The 18,634-nt window shown below is 67.9% G+C and carries 16 protein-coding genes; 5 read left to right on the plus strand and 11 right to left on the minus strand.

Going from position 1 to position 18,634, the window contains the following annotated elements; all coding sequences use genetic code 11:
* The 4 genes from FDA38_RS29900 to FDA38_RS29915 form a co-directional block, all read right to left on the minus strand.
* A complete protein-coding gene (locus FDA38_RS29900) occupies window positions 1–1,041 on the minus strand; it encodes a substrate-binding domain-containing protein (protein ID WP_137257448.1) in 1,041 nt (346 codons plus the stop codon).
* A 10-nt stretch (window positions 1,042–1,051) separates the two neighbouring features.
* Window positions 1,052–2,041 carry an ABC transporter permease gene (locus FDA38_RS29905; RefSeq protein WP_202877899.1) on the minus strand — a complete coding sequence of 330 codons (990 nt, stop codon included), beginning with the start codon at window positions 2,039–2,041 and terminating at the stop codon, window positions 1,052–1,054.
* An 80-nt stretch (window positions 2,042–2,121) separates the two neighbouring features.
* Window positions 2,122–3,624 carry a sugar ABC transporter ATP-binding protein gene (locus FDA38_RS29910; protein WP_202877900.1) on the minus strand — a complete coding sequence of 501 codons (1,503 nt, stop codon included), beginning with the start codon at window positions 3,622–3,624 and terminating at the stop codon, window positions 2,122–2,124.
* The gene (locus FDA38_RS29915) at window positions 3,621–4,883 is read right to left on the minus strand and encodes an ROK family transcriptional regulator (RefSeq protein ID WP_137257450.1); all 1,263 of its coding nucleotides are present in this window, start codon (window positions 4,881–4,883) and stop codon (window positions 3,621–3,623) included. The genes FDA38_RS29910 and FDA38_RS29915 overlap by 4 nt, the downstream gene beginning before the upstream one ends.
* Window positions 4,884–5,040: 157 nt before the next feature.
* On the opposite strand from FDA38_RS29915, the gene FDA38_RS29920 reads away from it, so the two are divergent.
* Window positions 5,041–6,546, plus strand: a complete 1,506-nt coding sequence (locus tag FDA38_RS29920) for a lectin (RefSeq protein ID WP_137257451.1) — start codon at window positions 5,041–5,043, stop codon at window positions 6,544–6,546.
* Here FDA38_RS29920 and FDA38_RS29925 read toward each other — a convergent pair.
* The 3 genes from FDA38_RS29925 to FDA38_RS29935 all read right to left on the minus strand — a co-directional run bounded on the left by FDA38_RS29925 (window position 6,543) and on the right by FDA38_RS29935 (window position 8,799).
* Window positions 6,543–7,361: a hypothetical protein gene (locus FDA38_RS29925; RefSeq protein ID WP_137257452.1), complete on the minus strand. Its 819-nt coding sequence runs from the start codon at window positions 7,359–7,361 to the stop codon at window positions 6,543–6,545. The genes FDA38_RS29920 and FDA38_RS29925 overlap by 4 nt on opposite strands.
* Before the next feature lie 252 nt (window positions 7,362–7,613).
* On the minus strand, window positions 7,614–8,411 hold the full coding sequence (locus FDA38_RS29930; protein ID WP_137257453.1) for a dienelactone hydrolase family protein: 798 nt from the start codon (window positions 8,409–8,411) through the stop codon (window positions 7,614–7,616).
* A 10-nt stretch (window positions 8,412–8,421) separates the two neighbouring features.
* A complete protein-coding gene (locus FDA38_RS29935) occupies window positions 8,422–8,799 on the minus strand; it encodes a YciI family protein (RefSeq protein ID WP_137257454.1) in 378 nt (125 codons plus the stop codon).
* Between the two features lie 133 nt (window positions 8,800–8,932).
* On the opposite strand from FDA38_RS29935, the gene FDA38_RS29940 reads away from it, so the two are divergent.
* Window positions 8,933–11,812, plus strand: a complete 2,880-nt coding sequence (locus tag FDA38_RS29940) for a S8 family serine peptidase (protein ID WP_233714999.1) — start codon at window positions 8,933–8,935, stop codon at window positions 11,810–11,812.
* A gap of 331 nt (window positions 11,813–12,143) precedes the next feature.
* On the opposite strand, the gene FDA38_RS29945 is transcribed toward FDA38_RS29940, so the two are convergent.
* The 3 genes from FDA38_RS29945 to FDA38_RS29955 all read right to left on the minus strand — a co-directional run bounded on the left by FDA38_RS29945 (window position 12,144) and on the right by FDA38_RS29955 (window position 14,582).
* Window positions 12,144–13,607: an amidohydrolase gene (locus FDA38_RS29945; RefSeq protein WP_137257455.1), complete on the minus strand. Its 1,464-nt coding sequence runs from the start codon at window positions 13,605–13,607 to the stop codon at window positions 12,144–12,146.
* 25 nt (window positions 13,608–13,632) lie between these two features.
* Window positions 13,633–14,025, minus strand: a complete 393-nt coding sequence (locus tag FDA38_RS29950) for a VOC family protein (RefSeq protein ID WP_137257456.1) — start codon at window positions 14,023–14,025, stop codon at window positions 13,633–13,635.
* 77 nt (window positions 14,026–14,102) lie between these two features.
* The gene (locus FDA38_RS29955) at window positions 14,103–14,582 is read right to left on the minus strand and encodes a winged helix-turn-helix transcriptional regulator (RefSeq protein WP_137257457.1); all 480 of its coding nucleotides are present in this window, start codon (window positions 14,580–14,582) and stop codon (window positions 14,103–14,105) included.
* A gap of 166 nt (window positions 14,583–14,748) precedes the next feature.
* On the opposite strand from FDA38_RS29955, the gene FDA38_RS29960 reads away from it, so the two are divergent.
* The 3 genes from FDA38_RS29960 to FDA38_RS29970 all read left to right on the plus strand — a co-directional run bounded on the left by FDA38_RS29960 (window position 14,749) and on the right by FDA38_RS29970 (window position 17,964).
* Window positions 14,749–15,753, plus strand: coding sequence for a helix-turn-helix domain-containing protein (locus tag FDA38_RS29960; protein WP_170989920.1), 1,005 nt, complete (start codon window positions 14,749–14,751; stop codon window positions 15,751–15,753).
* Between the two features lie 519 nt (window positions 15,754–16,272).
* Window positions 16,273–17,115: an alpha/beta fold hydrolase gene (locus tag FDA38_RS29965; protein WP_137257459.1), complete on the plus strand. Its 843-nt coding sequence runs from the start codon at window positions 16,273–16,275 to the stop codon at window positions 17,113–17,115.
* A gap of 186 nt (window positions 17,116–17,301) precedes the next feature.
* Window positions 17,302–17,964, plus strand: a complete 663-nt coding sequence (locus FDA38_RS29970) for an alpha-ketoglutarate-dependent dioxygenase AlkB (RefSeq protein WP_137257460.1) — start codon at window positions 17,302–17,304, stop codon at window positions 17,962–17,964.
* Between the two features lie 24 nt (window positions 17,965–17,988).
* Here FDA38_RS29970 and FDA38_RS29975 read toward each other — a convergent pair whose 3' ends face one another.
* Entirely contained in the window at window positions 17,989–18,597 is a 609-nt protein-coding gene (locus tag FDA38_RS29975; RefSeq protein ID WP_137257461.1) for a hypothetical protein, read from the minus strand.
* Window positions 18,598–18,634: the final 37 nt, after the last annotated feature.

Consider the following 18,634-nt stretch of genomic DNA (forward strand, 5'->3'; position numbering starts at 1 on the left):
TTAGCTTTCGAAGGCAGTAGGCATGTACTGGTCCACGTTGTCCTTCGTGACCACCGGCGCGTACAGCTGCACCGTGCGCGGCACCTCGACCTCCACCAGGTCGCCGAGAGCCTTCTTCTGCACCAGCAGACGGGCCAGCCGGATGCCGTCGGCACCCTGCGTGGACGGATAGATGACGGTAGCCTTGAGCAACGAGTTGCCGGACTTGATGTCCCGCATCACGTTCGCCGAGCCGGCCCCGCCGACCACGAAGAACTCCTTGCGGCCGGAGTTCTTGATCGCGGCCATCACGCCGACACCCTGGTCGTCGTCGTGGTTCCAGATCGCGTCGATCTTCGGTGCCGCCTGCAACAGGTTGGCAGCGGCCTTCTCCCCCGACTCCACGGTGAACTCGGCGGCGACCCGGTTGCTGACCTTCAGCCCGCAGTCCGCGAGCGCTTCCTTGAAGCCCCGGCTGCGGTCCTGAGTCAACGGCAGCGAGTCGATCCCGGCGATCTCCGCGACCACCGCGTCCTTCTTGCCCTTCAGCTGGTCGCAGATGTACGTGCCGGCCGACACGCCCATCCCGTGGTTGTCACCGAGCACCGTCGTCCGGGCCGCGAACGGGCTGTCGAACTCGCGGTCGACGTTGATCACCGTGATGCCGGCCTCCATCGCCTTCGTTGCGACCGGGGTGAGCGCGGCCCCGTCGAAAGGAAGCAGAACGATGGCGTCGACCTTCTGGTTGATGAACGTCTCGACCTGGCTGATCTGCAGGTTGACGTCGTTCGTACCCTCGGCGACGACCAGTTCGACGTCGGAGTACTTCTTGGCCTCGGCCTGGGTCGCCTTGGTGATGGCGCCCATCCAGCCGTGGTCGGCGGCCGGCGCGGAGAAGCCGATCTTGACCTTCTTGCCGGGCTCGTCGTTCTTGACCGCGGCCTGGTTGGCCGGCGCCTTGTCGGCGTTGTCCTCGGCCTTCGGGGTGTTGCTGGTACACGCAGTCAACGCGACCGCAGCGAGACCTGCGACCACCAGACTTCGGGCGGAACGTTTGGACATCGTTGTCCTCCTATGAACTCGTCGTGCGGGCGGCCAGACGTTGCTGCAGCAGGACGGCGACCACGATGATCGCGCCCTTGGCCACAGACTGGGCGGAGATGCTCAGGTTGTTGAGCGTGAAGACGTTGTTCAACGTCGTGAAGATCAGTACGCCGATGACCGTGCCGACGATCGTGCCGCGGCCGCCGGACAGCAGCGTGCCGCCGATCACCACCGCCGCGATCGCGTCCAGCTCGTACAACTGACCGTGGGTGGAGCTTCCCGTTGTCGTCCGTGCCATCAGCATCACCGCGGCGATCCCGCAGCACAGCCCGGCCAGGACGTACAGCGCCACGGTGTGACGCTGGACCTTGATACCCGCCAGGCGGGCGGCCTCGGCGTTGCCGCCGACGGCGAACGTACGACGGCCGAAGGTGGTCCGGTTCAGCACCACCCAGCCGGCCGCGGCGACCAGCAGGAAGATCCAGACCAGCACCGGTACGCCGATCAGCGAGCCGCCGAAGAAGTCGACGAACGAGTTGACCGTGATGATCTGGGTCTTCCGGTCCGAGATGATCTCGGCCAGACCGCGCGCCGCCGCCAGCATCGCCAGCGTCGCGATGAACGGCACGATCTTGCCGTAGGCAACCAACAGCCCGTTGACCAGACCGCACGCGGCGCCGACCACGAGCGCCGTGGTGACCATGAACAGCCAGTGGTAGTCGGCTGCCAACTGCTGGGTGGCCAATGTGGTCGCCCAGACCGAGGCCAGCGCGACCATCGCGCCGACACTCAGGTCGATCCCGCCGCCGGTGATGACGAACGTCATACCGACGCTGACGACACCGATGACGGCTGCCAGTCGCAGGATCGTCAGCACGTTGGCGCCGGTGGCGAACGTGTCGCCGGCGGTGATCACGCCGACGATGCACAGTACGACGAGCGCGATCACCAGGCCGAGGTTGCGGCCGAAGCCGGACCTCAGCAGGTTGGCCGATCGTTGCGCCGCCGGCTGGGTCACGGTCGCTTGTGTAGACGCTGTCGTTTCTGGTGCCTGTCTATCTGGTTTCTGTGTATCTGGTGTCGTGATGTCCTCACTCATCACACGGCACTTCCCTCCATCACCAGGTCCAGGACCTGGTGTTCGTCGATGGCTTGCGCGGGTCCCGTGTGGACAGCACGCCCCTCCCGCAGTACGACGACCCGGTCCGACAGACCGAGCACTTCCTCGACCTCGCTGGAGACCAGCACGATCGCGACCCCGTTGGCCGCCAGTGTGCGGATCAGCGCGTAGATCTCCGAGCGCGCGCCGACGTCGACGCCACGCGTCGGCTCGTCGAGCAGCAGCACCCGGCAGTCCCGCAGCAACCAGCGCGCCAGCACGACCTTCTGCTGGTTGCCGCCGGACAGGTTGCGGACCGGATGGTCCACCCCGGCCGGCCGCAGATCCAGCGACCTGGCCAGGCCGGCCGCTGCCTCCCGCTCGGCCCGGTTGTTCAGGAATCCCCCGCTGGCGAACCGCTGCATCGTCGAGACGGTGATGTTCTTGTACACCGCTTCGTCCATCAGCAGCGCCTGGCTCTTGCGTTCCTCCGGGGCGAGCCCGACCCCGGCCTTCACGGCCGACTGCACCCGGCCCGGCCGCAGGACGGCGCCGTTGACGCGGACGGACCCGCCGGCCGCGCGGCGAGCGCCGTACACAGTCTCGAGTACTTCGGAACGGCCGGAGCCGACGAGGCCAGCCAGCCCGAGGATCTCACCGGCCCGGACCGAGAAGCCGATCCCGGCGAACTCGCCCGGCCTGGTCAGGTCGTCGACCTCGAGCACGACCGGCGCCGTACTCGGGATCTCGTTGCGCGGCGGGAACACGTACTCGATCGAGCGTCCGGTCATCAGCCGGATGAGTTCCTTCGTCGGGGTCTCCCGGGCGTCGAGTCCGGTCGCGACGGTCGCGCCGTCCTTGAGGACCGTAACCCGGTTGCCGATCTGGCGGATCTCCTCGAGCCGGTGCGAGATGTAGACCACCGCGACGCCGCGTTCGGTCAGGCCGCGGATCACCCGGAACAGGTTCGACACCTCTTCGGAGTCGAGGACCGCGGACGGCTCGTCCATCACGATCAGCCGGGCGTCACGGGACAGCGCCCGGGCCATGCTCACGACCTGCTGACCGGCGGCCGGCAACAAACCGACGGCCCGGTGGGTGGGGATCTCGGCGTGTCCGAGTCCGCGCAGGATCTCGCGTGCCCGGACGGTCGCCTCATGCGTGCGGCTGAAGCCGAACCGGGACGGCTCATGGCCGAGAAAGATGTTCTCGGCAACGGTCAGGTCGGGGACCAGGTCGAGTTCCTGGTAGATCGCTGCGATCCCGCGCTGGATCGCCGCGGTCGGACTGTTCAGCTGGACCGGTTCGCCGTTGAGCTGGATCGTGCCCGCATCCGGCTGGTGCGCGCCGGTCAGCACCCGGATCAGCGTGGACTTGCCGGCACCGTTCTGCCCGAGCAGGCAGTGCACCTCGCCGGCGCGAACGTCGAGGTCGACCCCGTCGAGCGCCCGTACGCCGGGAAACTCCTTGACGATGCCGGTCATCGTCAGCAGTTCGGTCATCGCGCGACTCCGATTCTGGTCGGGTCGACGAAGACCTGGTCGAGCGAGATCTGCGCGCCGCCTCGGACGGCCGCCGCGAAACCGAGCTCGGACCGGACGACGCGGCAGCCGCCGCCGTTCGGTGCGATCACGCGGTCGCGGATCGCCTTCTCCAGTGGTTCTTTCAGCCATGGCCCGAGCACGGCGAAGTAGCCACCGAGCACGAGCACGTCCGGGTTCAGGATGTTCACCAGGATCGCTCCCCCAATCCCCAGCCAGGTGCCGACGTCCTTCAGGGCGGACAGCGTCCGCGCCTCTCCCGCTTCGGCCCGCCGGGTGATCCCGGCCAGCCGTTGCTCCACGTCCAGCGACGGATCCCGTACCGGGTCGTCCCTGTCCGTTGCCTTGTGCAACAGTGCGGTCAGCCCGACGACGGTCTCCCAGCAGCCGGTCCGGCCGCAGCCGCAGGTCCGCCCGGGCGGTGCGACCGGCATGTGCCCGACCTCGCCGCTGTACCCGTGCCCGCCGCGCAACAGCTGCCCGCCGGCCACCACGCCACCACCGACACCGACCGCACCGGTCAGCAGCACGAGATCGTGCACCGGCTCGTCCTCGGTCTGGCGCAGATCGGCGTACGCCGCCAGCGCCGCCAGGTTCGCCTCGTTGTCGACGTGCAGCGGGTACGTCGGCTCGCCGAGCCGCGTCCGCATCTCCTGGGCGACCGACAGCTCGCCCCACCCCAGGTTCGGCGCGAGCTTCAACTCTCCGGTCTCGCCCTGGACCAGGCCGGGCACGGCCAGGGTGACCCCGGCCAGCTGCCCACCACGTGCCTCCACGGCCGCGACCGCTTCCTTGACCAGGTCCGCGAAACGGTCCAGCGTCGTACTGGGATCGAGGTGTGCGACATCGACCGGGACGCGCTTCTCGAGCACGACCGCGCCGGTCAGGTCGAGGGCAGCGACGGCCAGGTAGTCGACGTTGATCTCGGCCCCGACGCCGCAGACGCCCGTGCCGTCGAGCTCGACGAGCAGACCCGGACGGCCGAGAGCCCGGCTCGAGTCGGCCCGTCCCTCGCGGAGCAGGCCGCGCTCGACGAGCTCGGCGACGAGGCTGCTGACGGTCGCCTTGTTCAGTCCGGTGTCGTCGGCGATGCGCGCCCGCGAGCGCGGGCCGAGGTCGCGGACATGCCGCAGTACCACGGAGAGGTTGTTCCGCCGGAGCGAGACATGATCGGCGGCAACGCCCCGGCTGCCCGGGCGGCGGCCGTCGGTCAACGTCATCCGGGCACCCCTCTCCAGACTTTGTCTGTTGAACCAACAAACTAAGTTCACACGGGTGGGTCGTCAAGACTTCGTAACAGTCGAGTTCTTGCAGGAATTTGTTCAGCTTTGTACGCTCGCCGCGCACTCTCCTGTCCGCCCCCACCAGGAGCACCTCATGACGCTCTCCCGCCGTACCTTCCTTGCTGCGACCGCCGCAACCGCAGTCGCCGCCACTCAACTCGAGACCGCCTTCGCCGCCAGTCCGCCCGGAGATGTGGTCGGCAAGATCACCGTCGGATACCAGGGCTGGTTCGCCTGCCCGGGCGACGGGGCCCCGATCAACGGGTGGTGGCACTGGAGCAACAACTGGGGCCAGCCGCCCTCGCCGACCAACACCGCGATCGTGAGCTGGCCGGACGTCCGCGACTTCAGCTCGACGTACCAGACGGCGTACGCGAACCTCGGCAACGGGCAGCCCGCCAAGCTGTTCTCGTCGTACGACCAGCAGACCGTGAACACGCACTTCCAGTGGATGCAGCAGAACGGCTGCGACACGGCCGCGCTGCAGCGGTTCAATCCGACCGGCGGCGAAGGACCGACCCGCGACGCGATGGCCGCAAAGGTGCGGCAGGCCGCAGAGCAGTACGGGCGGAAGTTCTACATCATGTACGACGCGACCGGCTGGACGAACATGCAGTCGGAGATGAAGGTCGACTGGACCTCGAAGATGAGCGCGTACACGTCGTCACCGGCGTACGCCCGGCAGAACGGGAAGCCCGTCGTGTGCATCTGGGGCTTCGGCTTCAACGAGGCGAACAAGGACTTTCCGGCGTCGGTGTGCCTCGATGTCATCAACTGGTTCAAGGGCCAGGGCTGCTACGTGATCGGCGGCGTGCCGACGCATTGGCTGCCTGGGAACGAGGACTCGCGGCCCGGGTACCTGGACGTGTATCACGCGTTCAACATGCTCTCGCCATGGATGGTTGGCCGGATCAGCGACATCGCCGGCGCGGATCACTACTACAACAACGTGAACCAGCAGGACCAGGCCGACTGCAACGCTCACGGGATCGACTACCAGCCGTGTGTGATCCCGGGCGACCTGCAGTCCGGGCACCGTGCGCACGGCGAGCTGATGTGGCGGCAGTTCTACAACCTGACGCGGGTCGGCGTGCAGGGCATGTACATCTCGATGTTCGACGAGTTCAACGAGGGCAACCAGATCGCCAAGACCGCGGAGTCGTCAGCCTGGGTGCCGTCCGGCTCGGGCATCCGCGCGCTCGACGAGGACGGTACGGCGTGCTCGTCGGACTACTACCTCCGTCTGACGAACGACGGCGGCCGGATGTTCAAGGGCCAGGCGCCGTTGACCGCGACACGGCCTACCGTTCCGATGCCTAGCCAGGGGTCCGGTGGCGTGATCTTCTACGAGCACGTCGATTACGGCGGCGTGGCCGGCGCAGCGCTTGCCAAGGGCAACTACACCCGCGCGCAGTTGCAGGCGGCCGGCGTACAGGACAACTGGGCGTCGTCGGTGCGCGTGCCGTCCGGGTGGACAGTCACGATCTACGCCGGCGACAACTTCACCGGGCAGACCTGGACACGCACGGCAGACACAGCGAACTTCATCGCGCTCTCCCCGAACGCGAACGACCAGCTGACGTCCTGCCGGATCTCCTAGAAGAGCTCCATGCTGTCGGCGGTCGCGGTGATGACCGGGTTGTCGAAGTACATCCGGCAGGCGATGGCGTGGCCGGAGCAGGTGAGCAGCGCCGGTCCGGCCGCGTCGACGACCTTGTAGGCGACCGGGTGCTCGCAGCGCTCGACCTCGCCCTCGTTCTGCCGGCCGCAGCCGAGGACGTGGCAGGTCGCGGTGTCGCCGATGTTCATCAGCGTCAGGCCGTGCTCGGGGCAGACGCCCCAGCCGACGCCGCAGACCTGGCCCTCGTTCGCGGCCAGGCGGACGAGCTTGCCGGCAGTTGCCTCGAGCTTGGTCGCCATCTCGCGGAACGTGGTGGCGGCCTGGTCGAGCTCCTGCCGGAACCGCCGCAGCTCACTGGAATCGGGCATGCTCTGCGTCGCGGCCTGCAGATCCTCGGCCAGCGTCATCGCCGCGACCGCGATCTCGTCGACCCGGACCGGGGTGTTGAACTGACGCAACGTCGTACCGTTCTGCACCCGTGGCCGGTCGCGTACTTCGGACAGCCAGTCCGAGCGCGATGGCTCTTCGGTCCGGATCTCCGCCACCTGCTCCCCTGGCTGCCAGGTCGGTGGCTTCGCGCCGGGCTGCTGGCCCGGCTGGCCCGACTGGTCCGGCTGCTGGCCAGGACGTGGCTCAGGAAGCGGCTTCGCCTCCGGACGACGGCCGGTCGGCCCGTCGGACTGATCCGCTGCCGATGCTTCGAGGTGTGCGGATGGTTGCGGACCGTGACCGTTGGTCCCGTTAGCCGACCCGTTCACCGGTATCCGGCTCTCCTGCGCTGTCCGCCCGTTCATACAGCCTCACTGTCCGGTGCCTGGCACCCGCCATACGCGATGCGTCCCCTGTTGTGCCCTCGGTGGCCGATCGTGCCATGTCTCAGGTACCCACGACCAGAGGAAAACGAACGGCGTCACCCACCGCTCCCCCGTACTTGCAGACCGCAACGACCAACCCCCAGGCATGAGCAGATTCCCCCACGTAAACGCCACCGAATCACACCGGATGAGTTACTCAACGTGGTTTTGACATTTCCGCACTGACTGTCGTCAGGCGGTCGCTGTGAGGTGTTCTTTGAGGAATTCCACTGTCCGCGCGCGGGCCTTGAAGGCCGAATTCGGCGGGTTGTCGCGAACCTCGGCCGTCAGCACCGCATGCGCTCCCTTGGCGTACCCGTCGGGGTTGCCGGGCGAGGAGTCGAGCTCGATGACCTCGAACGCATCGCCGAGGTGCGTACGGAGCGTGTTGAACCGCTCCGGCGGCGCGGCTCGATCACCGCTGAACCGCAGGCCCAGCACGCACAGCCCGTCGGTTCGCGTCCGCTCCTTGACGACCTCGAACTCATCCTGCGACAAGCCAGGGTCGCGACGCATCCTCGCGCTCACCGGGAACGGCACCGACGGCTGGCTGAGCACCGGCGCGTTGACGACGTCCTCGACGGCGGCTGCGAGGGCGAATCCGCCGGTGAAACACATGCCGATCACGCCGACGCCGCGGCCCGGCGTACGGGCGGCCAGATCCCTCGCTACGGCGCGCAGGTACTTCGTGATCGGCCGCTCGGCGTTCACCGCGAAGCTGCGGAACTCCTTCGAAACGCACAGCCGGGCAACCGTCCCCAACGTGTAGCCCATTGTGGCCGGGCGTCCCGGCGTACCGAAGGGTGACGGGATCACGACGGTGAAGCCCGCGCTGACGAGGTGCTCGCCGAACTCGGCCACCTCGGGACTCAGGCCCGGGATCTCCGGGATCAGCACGACGCCGGGTCCCTCGCCCTTCTCGAAGCAGTCGTACGTCAGGCCGGCACCGGTGAACGGCACCCTCCGCCAGGAGCTCAGGTCCACAGTCATGCTCTGCAGCTTAGAGTGTGCGGTCGGCAACAGCCTGTCGTCCGAGTGATCTGAATTCCTCGACCATCGGGCGAATCTCGACCATCCCGACCTCGGTGACCGGATGACCGGCCGCGATCTCGATCGCCTCTTCGAGCGTGTCGCACTCGATCAGATCGAAGCCGCCCATCTGTTCCTTGGACTCGGCGAACGGCCCGTCCGTGGTGACGACCTTGGCGCCTTGCCGTCGTACGGCAGTCGACTGCGCCGGCGGGTGCAATGCCCCGCCGGTCAGGTGGACGCCGCGAGCCTTCATGTCGGCGACCCAGGCCTCGGTCTTGCGGATCGTCTCGTCGGGAACGCCGTCGGGATAGTCGTGGTCGGGCCGGATCAGCAGCAGGTACTTCACGGATTAACCCTCCGTTGGAATCGTCGGCGCTTCAACGGGACGTCGTTGCCGGATTGCAGCTTTGTACATGCGTTGTGGTCTGCACTGTCTGAAATACTCCGGGCGTCTGCCACTTTGACCCGTGGGGGGTCCTGTGAGTCTCCGCCCTGCTCATTTGCTGCGCCTCGGGCTGCCTGCTGCCCTGGTTGCCGGCTCGCTGATCGTTCTGACCGGCTCGTCCGGTTCGGCTGCGCAGCCTAAGCCGTACCGTCCGCCGTTCACCGCCCACCCGTCGGCGGCGGCCGAGTTCGAGCCGAACGCGGTGATGGTGAAGTTCAAGCCCAAGGCAACGACCTCGGCGCGACGGGCGGCCGTGTCGAAGGCCGGCGGCAGCACCGAGGGCTCGGTGGCCTCGAACGTCGTGAAGATCAAAGGTGAGCTGTCCGCGCCCGACCTGCTGAAGAAGCTGAAGGCCGACCCGAACGTCGAGCTGGCCTCGCTGAACTACAAGCGCTACATCTCAGCGGTCCCGAACGACGAGTACTACAACACCGATCAGAAGACGTACCTCGGCACGGCCCGGGTACCGCAGGCTTGGGATCTCTCGAAGTCGACCGGCAACCAGACCGTCGCCGTCTTGGACACCGGCGTCGACGCCGGCCACCCGGATCTCGTCGGTCACCTGGTTGCGGGCTACAACGCCACGTCTCCGAACCGCGGGCCGATCGACGACAACGGCCACGGCACCATGACGCTGGGCATCATCGCAGCCGCGGCGAACAACGGTGTCGGTGTTGCCGGCGTCGGCTGGAACGTCAAGGCGATGCCGGTCAAGGTGCTGGACTCCAACGGCGGCGGGTACGACGTCGACATTGCCGAGGGCATCGACTGGGCGGCCGCTCACGGCGCGAAGGTCATCAATATGTCGCTCGGCGGACCGGGCGACAACCCGGTTCTGCACGACGCGGTCAAGCGCGCCGTCGCCGGCGGCGTGACCGTTGTGGTTGCTGCTGGCAACAGTGGCACCGACGAGCTGCAGTACCCGGCGGCGTACCCCGAGGCGATCGCGGTAGCCGCGACCAACGCCGGCGGTGTGCTGACCGACTTCAGCTCGTACGGCGACTGGGTCGACGTCGCAGCGCCGGGATGGAACATTCTCAGCACCGGCGCGCGGAACCTGACTCCGCCGGAGTACGCGCCGTACTGGTACTGCACCGGGACCTCCTGCTCGGCGCCGATCGTCACCGGGATCGCGGCACTGGTGAAGAACAAGTGGCCGTCGTTCACGCCGGACCAGGTCGCCCAGCGGCTCGAGGTACTCGCGCGGGACGCGGGTCCGCGCGGCATCGATCCGTACTACGGCCACGGGATCGTGGACGCCTACGCCGCCCTCGGCGGCCGCTTCGCCCCAGACTTCCCGGTCAACCCCGAGGACAACCTCGACCAGCCGTCCCGCTCCTTCCCGGTGGCGGTGCCGGCCGGAGGTTCCAAGTCGGTCACCTCGACGATCAGCGTCGAGGGCGACGTCGACTGGTACCAGGTGACGTCGGCAACCAACCGCAACCTCAAGGTGTCGGTGACCGGGCCGCTGTTCAGCTGTGCCTATTCGGTGAACTTCGGTCCCCGGATCGACGTCTACAACGGCAGCCTGCTCCCGTTGGGGCACGCGGTGAACCCGTACCCGTCCACGCCGACCGATCCCGCCACCGGCTGTCCAACCGCGACGACGCTCACGGCGTCGGTCAACGTCAGCGCGTCCGACGTGACCTTCATTGCCGTGCGCAACGACAACGGGTCCAGGGACACGCGGAAGTACACGTTGACCGTCTCCGAGGAAGGTGCTGGCTCGACGCCGAGCGGGACGGCCTACCCGGTCGTGGACGTGAAGCCGAACGATCTGTCCGCTGCTGCTCCGCTCACAACGACGCCGCTCGTGATGTTCGCCCGGACAGTCGTTGCGGGCAGCGTCAACCCGACGACGGTCCGGCTGCTGAACGGCAGGACCGGTACGGCCGTCGGCGCGATGATCGCCTTCGACGCCGGGACCCGCCTGGCCACGATCAAGCCGACGGTGCCGTTGCTCGACAACACGCCGTACCGGATCGTGGTCAACGGGGTGCAGGGGGACGGTGGGACGCTCGCGCCGTTCACCAGTGTGTTCTCGACGGTGGACCAGGGGCCGGCGGCTGCTGGTGCGTTTGACGCGACGGGCGCCTATCTGGCCGCGAACCTCAGCTGGAAGGTGCCGCCGACGGGCGACCTCGACCAGGTGATCGTGCGGCGGAACCCGACGAGCAAACCACCTACGTCGACCACCGGGACGCTCGTCTACGCGGGCACGGGATCTGCGGTGAAGGACACCGGGCTCGCGCAGGGCGTGACGTACACATACGCCGCCTGGGTCAAGGATCGCGGCGGCAAGGTCAGCCCGGCGGCGACGACGCAGTTGCTCGGGATGAAGACCGGGATCTCGACGACGTCGACGTCGATCAACTACGGCGGGACGATCACGCTGCGCGGAAGCACGCTCCGGATCGACAACAAGGCGTACGCCGGTCTGCCGACCAACCTGTACGTGCGGCCGAAGAACTCGTCGAAGTTCACACTGCTCGCGGCGCTGAAGACGTCGGCCACGGGGACGGTCAGCTTCGCGTACAAGCCGTCGGTGTCGTCGGTGTTCATGATGACGTTCCCGGGCAACACCGACCTGATGGGGACGCGGACCCCGGACATCACCGTCAATGTGGCACCGACGATCTCAGCCACGATGACACCGACGTCGATCAAGCTCGGCAGCACCACGGCAATCAGCGGCTACGTCGCTCCGCCGCACGCCGGCCAGTCGGTCTACCTGCAGCAGTACGGCAACAAGGTCTGGAAGTCGATCGCCTCGCTGAAGCTGACCTCCTCAGGCAAGTACGCCTTCGGCATCAGACCAGCAACACGAGGCCAGATCGCCTACCGCATCTGGTTCCCCGGCGACGCCGACCATGCACAAGCATTCTCCGCAACCAAGATCGCCACCATCAGCTGAACCTCGCGTCGTGCGTGCCCCGGCGGCTTCCGCCGGGGCATTCGCGTTGTCCACGCCCCGGCCGCTTCCGCCGGGGCATTCGCGTCGTCCACGCCCCGGCCGCTTCCGCCGGGGCATTCGCGTCGTCCACGCCCCGGCCGCTTCCGCCGGGGCATTCGCGTCGTCCACGCCCCGGCCGCTTCCGCCGGGGCATTCGCGTCGTGCACGCCCTGGTCGCATCGTGCACGCCCCGGTCGCATCGTCACGCCCCGGCCGCTTCCGCCGACGCAATCACGTCGTACACGCTCTGGTCGCGCGCATGCGCTGGTCGCTTTGGCTGGGCATGCGTGGTTCAGGGGCCGTAGTGCTGGATCGCGCCGCCCTTCGAGAGGTCTACGAGGGTGTGTGCCAAGGACTTCGCGTCGGCGAGGATCTCATCGAGGTCCACGGTGGTGAGACGGCGGTCGCGGACGACGACCTTGCCGGCGACGAGGACGGTGACGACGTCGGAGGCTCGGACGGAGTACACGAGCGCGGCTCGTGGATCGTGAATGGGTTGGTTGTGGGGAGCGCCGAGGTCGACGAGGGCGATGTCCGCTTGGCGGCCCGGCTCGAGGACGCCGACCTGGTCGGCGAGGCCAGCGGCTGCGGCGCTGCCTCGGGTGGCGAGGCGGAGGGCGTCGGACAGAGCCATCCACTCGGCGTCGTGCTCGCGTTGCTTCTGGGTGAGGGCGACCATGCGGATCGCCTCCCAGACGTCGAGCGTGTTGTGCACAGCGGCTCCGTCGGTGCCGACGCCGACGTGTACGCCGGCTGACCGGAGGCCCTTGATCGGCGTGACCTCGCCCATCGCCAGCTTGAGATAGACCTTCGGACAGGACGCGACGGTGGTGCGATCGGCGTACCGCTCGAGGATCGGAAGATCGGACTCACGGATGCCGCACCCGTGGGCAATCAGCGCGCCAGCGTCCAACACGCCCGTCCTCTCGAGCACCTGTATCGGTGTGACGCCGTGGTTGTCCAGAGACGCTTGGGTCTGCTCATCAGTCTCCGCGGCGTGCAGATGGATGCGGAGACCCTCCGCCCGCGCGATCTCCGCCGTACGTTTCAGGTCGTCGTCCGAGACCGTGTACGTCGCGTGCGGGCCGAGGCTTGCGGTGACGCGCGGATGGAGCTGACTGAGCTCACGGGTCGTGTCGATGGCAGCGTTGATGCCGTCCTGGCCGGCGGACGAGAAGTACGTCGGCGCAAGGTCGGCGCGGATACCCGACTCGATCGCGGCGGCTGCGATCTGGTCGGCGTGGAAGTAGTGGTCGACGAATGTGGTGACACCGGCGAGCAGCATCTCCGCACATGCCAGCCGCGCTCCTACCCGCACCCGCTCCGGCGTCAGGTTCACCTCCACCGGCCAGATCCGCTGGTTGAACCAATCCTCGATGGAAAGATCCTCCGCCGCCCCACGCATCATCACCATCGGACTATGCGTATGCGAGTTAACCAACCCCGGCACCGCAACCAGCCCCGTCCCATCAACCACCTCCCCCACGCCAAGCTCCCCACCCGATCCACCCGATCCACCCGCACCACCCACGCCACCCGCGGCACCCGGCCCACCCATGTCACCCGCGCCGCCCATGGCGCCCGGCCCACCCGCGGCACTCGCACCACGCGCGGCGTTCGCGGTCGGCGGGGTGGTTGGGGTGATTGCGGTGATGAGGTTGTCCTGGATGTGGATGTCTTGCGCCTCGTCCACCCGGCACTCGCCCTGCTCGGGCACGACCAGCACGGCAACGTTCCGGATCAGCATGCGAGTCATCCGTACTCCAACCGTCGGTGGGCGATCAGGGCTGTCGGCTGGCGAGGATGCAGAACTCGTTGCCCTCGGGGTCGGCCAGGGTGACCCAGCTTTCGTCGCCGGTCTGGCCCACGTCGGCGGGGCGGGCGCCCAGCGCGAGCACCCGGCGTACCTCGGCTTCCTGATCCGTGTCGGTCGGGTTGAGGTCCAGGTGGAGCCTGTTCTTGGTCGTCTTACCCTCCGGCACCCGCGCGAACGTCAACGTCGGCGGCACCGGCCCGGGCCGGCTCCTGCCTTCAGGCACCAGCGGCGACCCGATCGTGACAACGCCTTCCTCCTCCTCGTCCCGCACCTCGTAGCCGAGGACCGCACACCAGAACTGCGCAAGCCTGTACGGATCGGCACAGTCGATCGCCAGCTCCGTGAACTTACTGGTCATTGCCCGGCCTCCAGGTCGGCTCGCGGGTCGTCGAGGTCACCAAACTACGACGAGGGTGTACTACGAGCCCGCGGCGGTCAGGGAACTGTGATCAACCCCGGCCCTGCCTCGATTGCGACGTCGTCTGGATGCACATCGTGGCCCGCGTCGCAGCGGATGCGGACTCCGACGGCGGCACCGCAGTCACGGTGGGTCGCACGCAAGGGCGGGCCGGCCTCGTCGGTCTCCCATTTCGAACCCCATTGGAGCAGGGCATAGACAACGGGCTGGAAGTCCATTCCCTTGGCGGTCAGTTGGTATTCGTAGCGGGTCCGCTGACCGGGCTCCTGGTAAGGCACCCGCTCCAGCAGTCCGGCGGCGGTCAGTTCCTTGAGCCTGGCTGCCGCCGCGGGCTCACCGATCCCGACCCGGCGGACAAAGTCCTCGAATCGGCGGGTGCCGAAGATCGCCTCCCGCAGGATCAGGATCGCCGAACGCGTACCGACGACGTCGATCGAAGCAGCGACCGAGCAGTTCGCCATCGACCAGGTCTCCCGCTGGCTGAGCAGATCTGTCATGTTCGCGAGTGTAGAGGCTGACTTGCGTGGACAACAGTCTGGGCCGTAGGCTGACTGACGTCAATAAAAGTCAGCTAGGCGAACAGACGCCCGCCGCCACGTCGGTGAGACGGCCGCCTGATCGAGGGGTATGAGCTGGTGCCGCGAAGAGAGGGTGGTGGGCGCGATGACAGACATTCTTGATACGCGAAGCGTGCCTGCCGCCGATCGCGCCGAGGTCGTACGGGAGACGATCGGCAGCAGGAAGGTCCAGGTCGAGATCGATTTCCCGGCCGAGGCCGGGCCCGCGGCTGCGTACGGCGCCATCAGTCAGCTCGGACAACTGACGGTGTGTTCGGTCCGCTCGAACGCGCTCAGTGTGGAGCGGACCCCGACCCTGGCCCGGGACGAGCTTCCGCCGAGCATCTTCCTCGGTCTTCAACTGGCCGGTTCGAGCCTGGTCATCCAGGGTGGCCGGGAAGCGGTCCTCAAACCACGCGATCTGGTCATCTACGACTCGACCGCGCCGTACACGCTGGTCGATACCGACGGCATCCGCCAGCATTTCTTCCGGATCCCCATCGCTGCTCTGCGCCTGCCGCATGACGCGATCAGACAGATCTGCGCCACGACTCTCAGCCCCGGACATCCGATCGCCGATCTGGTCGCCACCTATCCGTATCGGCTGGCAAGCCACCCGGACATTTACACCCACCCGGCCGCCGACGCGGTGAGCCACCCGAGTGTCGAGCTGGTCCGTGCGCTCATCACCACGCACCTGGATGCCACCGCGCTGGAGAAGGAACCACCGCGCGCGACTTTGCTGGTGCGGATCCTGGAGTACGTCCGCGCCCATCTGGGCGACCCCGGGCTGCACGCGGGCCAGATCGCCGCTGAGCACCACATCTCGGTGCGGCACCTGTACAACGTCCTCGCCGCGGGCGGGATCTCGCTCGGTGACTGGATCCGCAATCAGCGGCTGGAGGGATGCCGCGAAGACCTCGCCCGGCCCGGGTTGCGATCGTTGACGATAGCAACGGTCGCCCGGCGTTGGGGATTCACCGATCCGTCCAGCTTCGGCCGCCTCTTTCGTGCCACCTATGGACTCTCGCCACGCGAGTGGCGAACCCTAGGAGACCGTGATCCGGTGGGTGCCACCGGGATCTCGAGCCTGATCCCGGCGCCGGAGTAGTCGCTGAAACGCCCGCCGACCGCCGACGTCCGCGCTCCGCGCGCGCTGCGCCGCACTGCGTCCGCGCTCCGCGCGCGCTGCGCCGCACTGCGTCCGCGCTCCGCCGCGCTGCGTCCGCGCTGCGCCGCGCTGGGTGCGGGCTGCGCCGCGCTGGGTGCGGGCTGGGTGCGGGCTGGGTGCGCGGTCTTCGGTCGGACGTGGTGGCGGGCTGGTCGTGTTCTCGCCACTGCCATGTAGTCATCTCGGACGCCGCGAAGATCGCGGTGGACGATTCGTGCACAGGTATCTGCACGGCGTGCAGGTTAACGCGCGCAACGGCGGGTGGGGCCGCATCGGACCCTAGCGTCGATTCCGACACCACAGACGGTGTCCTCGGCTGGCGGGCGCACACGCCACCTTCTGAACGCACGCCGAGCCGTTCACGCCGCGCTGCTGAAGCTCCCCTCCGAGCTCGGCTCCGCCGCTGAACCCGCCCGGCGAGCCCGCTGAGCGGACAACGAACCCCTGCAAAGGACATGCATGCGTACGTCGAAGAAGTCACTACCCCTGGCCGTCGCGGCTCTCACGGCCGGCGTGCTCGCGCTGGGCGTCGGTAGCGCCAGCGCCAGCAGCGCGCAAACCATGCAGAACGACGCGCAGCCCAAACCGACGATCGTGCTCGTACACGGCGCGTGGGCCGACGGCTCGAGCTGGTCTGCGGTCACCTCGAAGCTGCAGAACGCCGGATACACCGTCGATGTCGAGGCGAATCCGTTGCGCGGCCTCGCCACCGACGCGCAGTACCTGCGTGATCTGCTGGCCACCATCCCCGGCCCGGTCGTGCTCGTCGGGCACTCGTACGGCGGCATGGTGACCACCAGCGCTGCCACCGGCAACCCCAACGTCAAGGCCCTCGTCTACGTCGATGCCTTCATCCCCGACCAAGGCGACAGCCTGGGCGCGCTCGCCGCCGCACAGCCCGGCTCCGAACTGGACCCGAACAGCTCGATCAACACGGTGCCGATCCACGACGCCGGCGGAAACGTCATCAACGCCGACGTCTACATCAAGCCGAGTCAGTTCGCGGGCCTCTTCGCCGGCGGCATCCCGGCCAGGCAGGCAGCCGTCCTGGCCGCCGCCCAGCGGCCACTGACCGCCACCACGCTCAGTGAGACCCTCGCCGGAGTTCCGGCGTGGAAGACGATTCCGTCCTGGGACGTCATCGGTACGGCGGACAAGGTGCTTCCCCCGGCCGAGCAGCAGATCATGGCGCACCGCGCCGGCGCGCACATCACCAAGGTCGACGCGCCCCACCTGTCGATGATCTCCGACCCAGACGCGGTGACCGGCGTCATCGTCGACGCCGCGCGCGCGACCAGGTGACGACCAACCGCTGAGCAGTACACAGATCCACGACCATGTCGCTCGCATCGCCAATGCGATCGACAACGGACCCAACGGCCTGCTGGACCTCGTCGACAGACGACGAGGCTTCCAGCAGGTCCTTTTGAAGACGTCATCACGAGGATTCAGGGGAACAGGTGTTCGAATGTCGGGTATGGTGGGGGTATGGGTGCTGATCTCCAGGGCTCGTTGCTGGATGCTTTTGCGGATCCGGCGTTGGGGTCGTTGGGCGGGCTGACGCGGACCGAGTTGGGGCGTGGGGCCTGGATCGATGTGTTGCCGGGGTGGTTGACCGGGGGCGATCAGGTGTACGAGCGGCTGGCGCGGGATGTGCCGTGGCAGGCGGAGCGGCGGCAGATGTACGACCGCGTGGTCGACGTACCGCGACTGCTCTGCTTCTACGGCGAGAATGTCGACCTGCCGCTGCCGATCCTCGAGGAGGCTCGGGATGCGTTGAGTGAGCGGTACGCCGCGGAGTTGGGTGAGCCTTTCCGTACGGCGGGGTTGTGTTTCTACCGGGACGGGCGGGACAGCGTCGCTTGGCACGGGGATCGGATCGGGCGCGGGGATCGTGAGGACACGATGGTCGCGATCCTGTCGGTCGGCGAGCCGCGCGTGCTCGCGCTCCGGCCGCGGCCAGGTGGACCGGGCGGGTCGGGTGGGGCGAGTGGGCCGGTGGGTTCGACGGTTCGGTATCCGCTGGGACATGGGGACCTCATCGTGATGGGTGGATCGTGTCAACGCACTTGGGAACATGCGATCCCCAAGGCGTCCGGGCGCATCGGACCGCGCATCAGCATCCAGTTCCGCCCACGCGGCGTGCGCTAGCAACCCGCGGCACGGCCGTGAAGGTCAGGCGGCGGAAGGTCGCCCGACGCGCGGGCGATCAACCGCAGACTCGCCGACAGCCGCCGGGCCGGAAATTGGTTGGTTGGTGAGTGGTTGGTAGATGCCGTCGCGGGTGGCTATGTAGAAGCCGAGGAGGCGGAGGTCGGCGGCTTGGCAGATGGTGGTGGCGGCTTGGGCCCATTGGTTGTCCAGGGCGGGTGAGCGGGCGGGGCCGGGGCGGCCGAGGGCGAGGATGACGCCTGTGTCGGGGGCGGTCTGGATGGCGGGGACGAGTGGGTGGAGCGCGTTCGCGCAGAGCGAGCCGGGGTCGGGGGCCGCGCCGGGATCGAGGGCGGCGCCGGGATCGGGGGCGGCGGGATCGAGGGCCGCGCCGGGCGGCGTACGTCGGATCGGTCGGTCGGGTGGGGCGGGGTGGGGTGGCCAGGGGTGGTCTTGGGGTAGGTCGACGGAGATCGTGGCTCGGTAGTGGTCGTCGGGGTCGCAGAGGAGGATCGAGAAGGTGCCGCGGTGGCGGTCGCCGAGGGTGAGCATCAGGTCGACGACGTTGGCGGCGACGTCAGGCGCGGTGAGTGGTTGGTCGGTCCAGGTGGGAGTCAGGTCTAGGAAGCTCATGCCTAGAAAGTGCCGCGATTCGACCCTCCGATCCGGG

It is taken from the genome of Kribbella jiaozuonensis (assembly GCF_005233875.1).
Lineage (GTDB): Bacteria > Actinomycetota > Actinomycetes > Propionibacteriales > Kribbellaceae > Kribbella > Kribbella jiaozuonensis.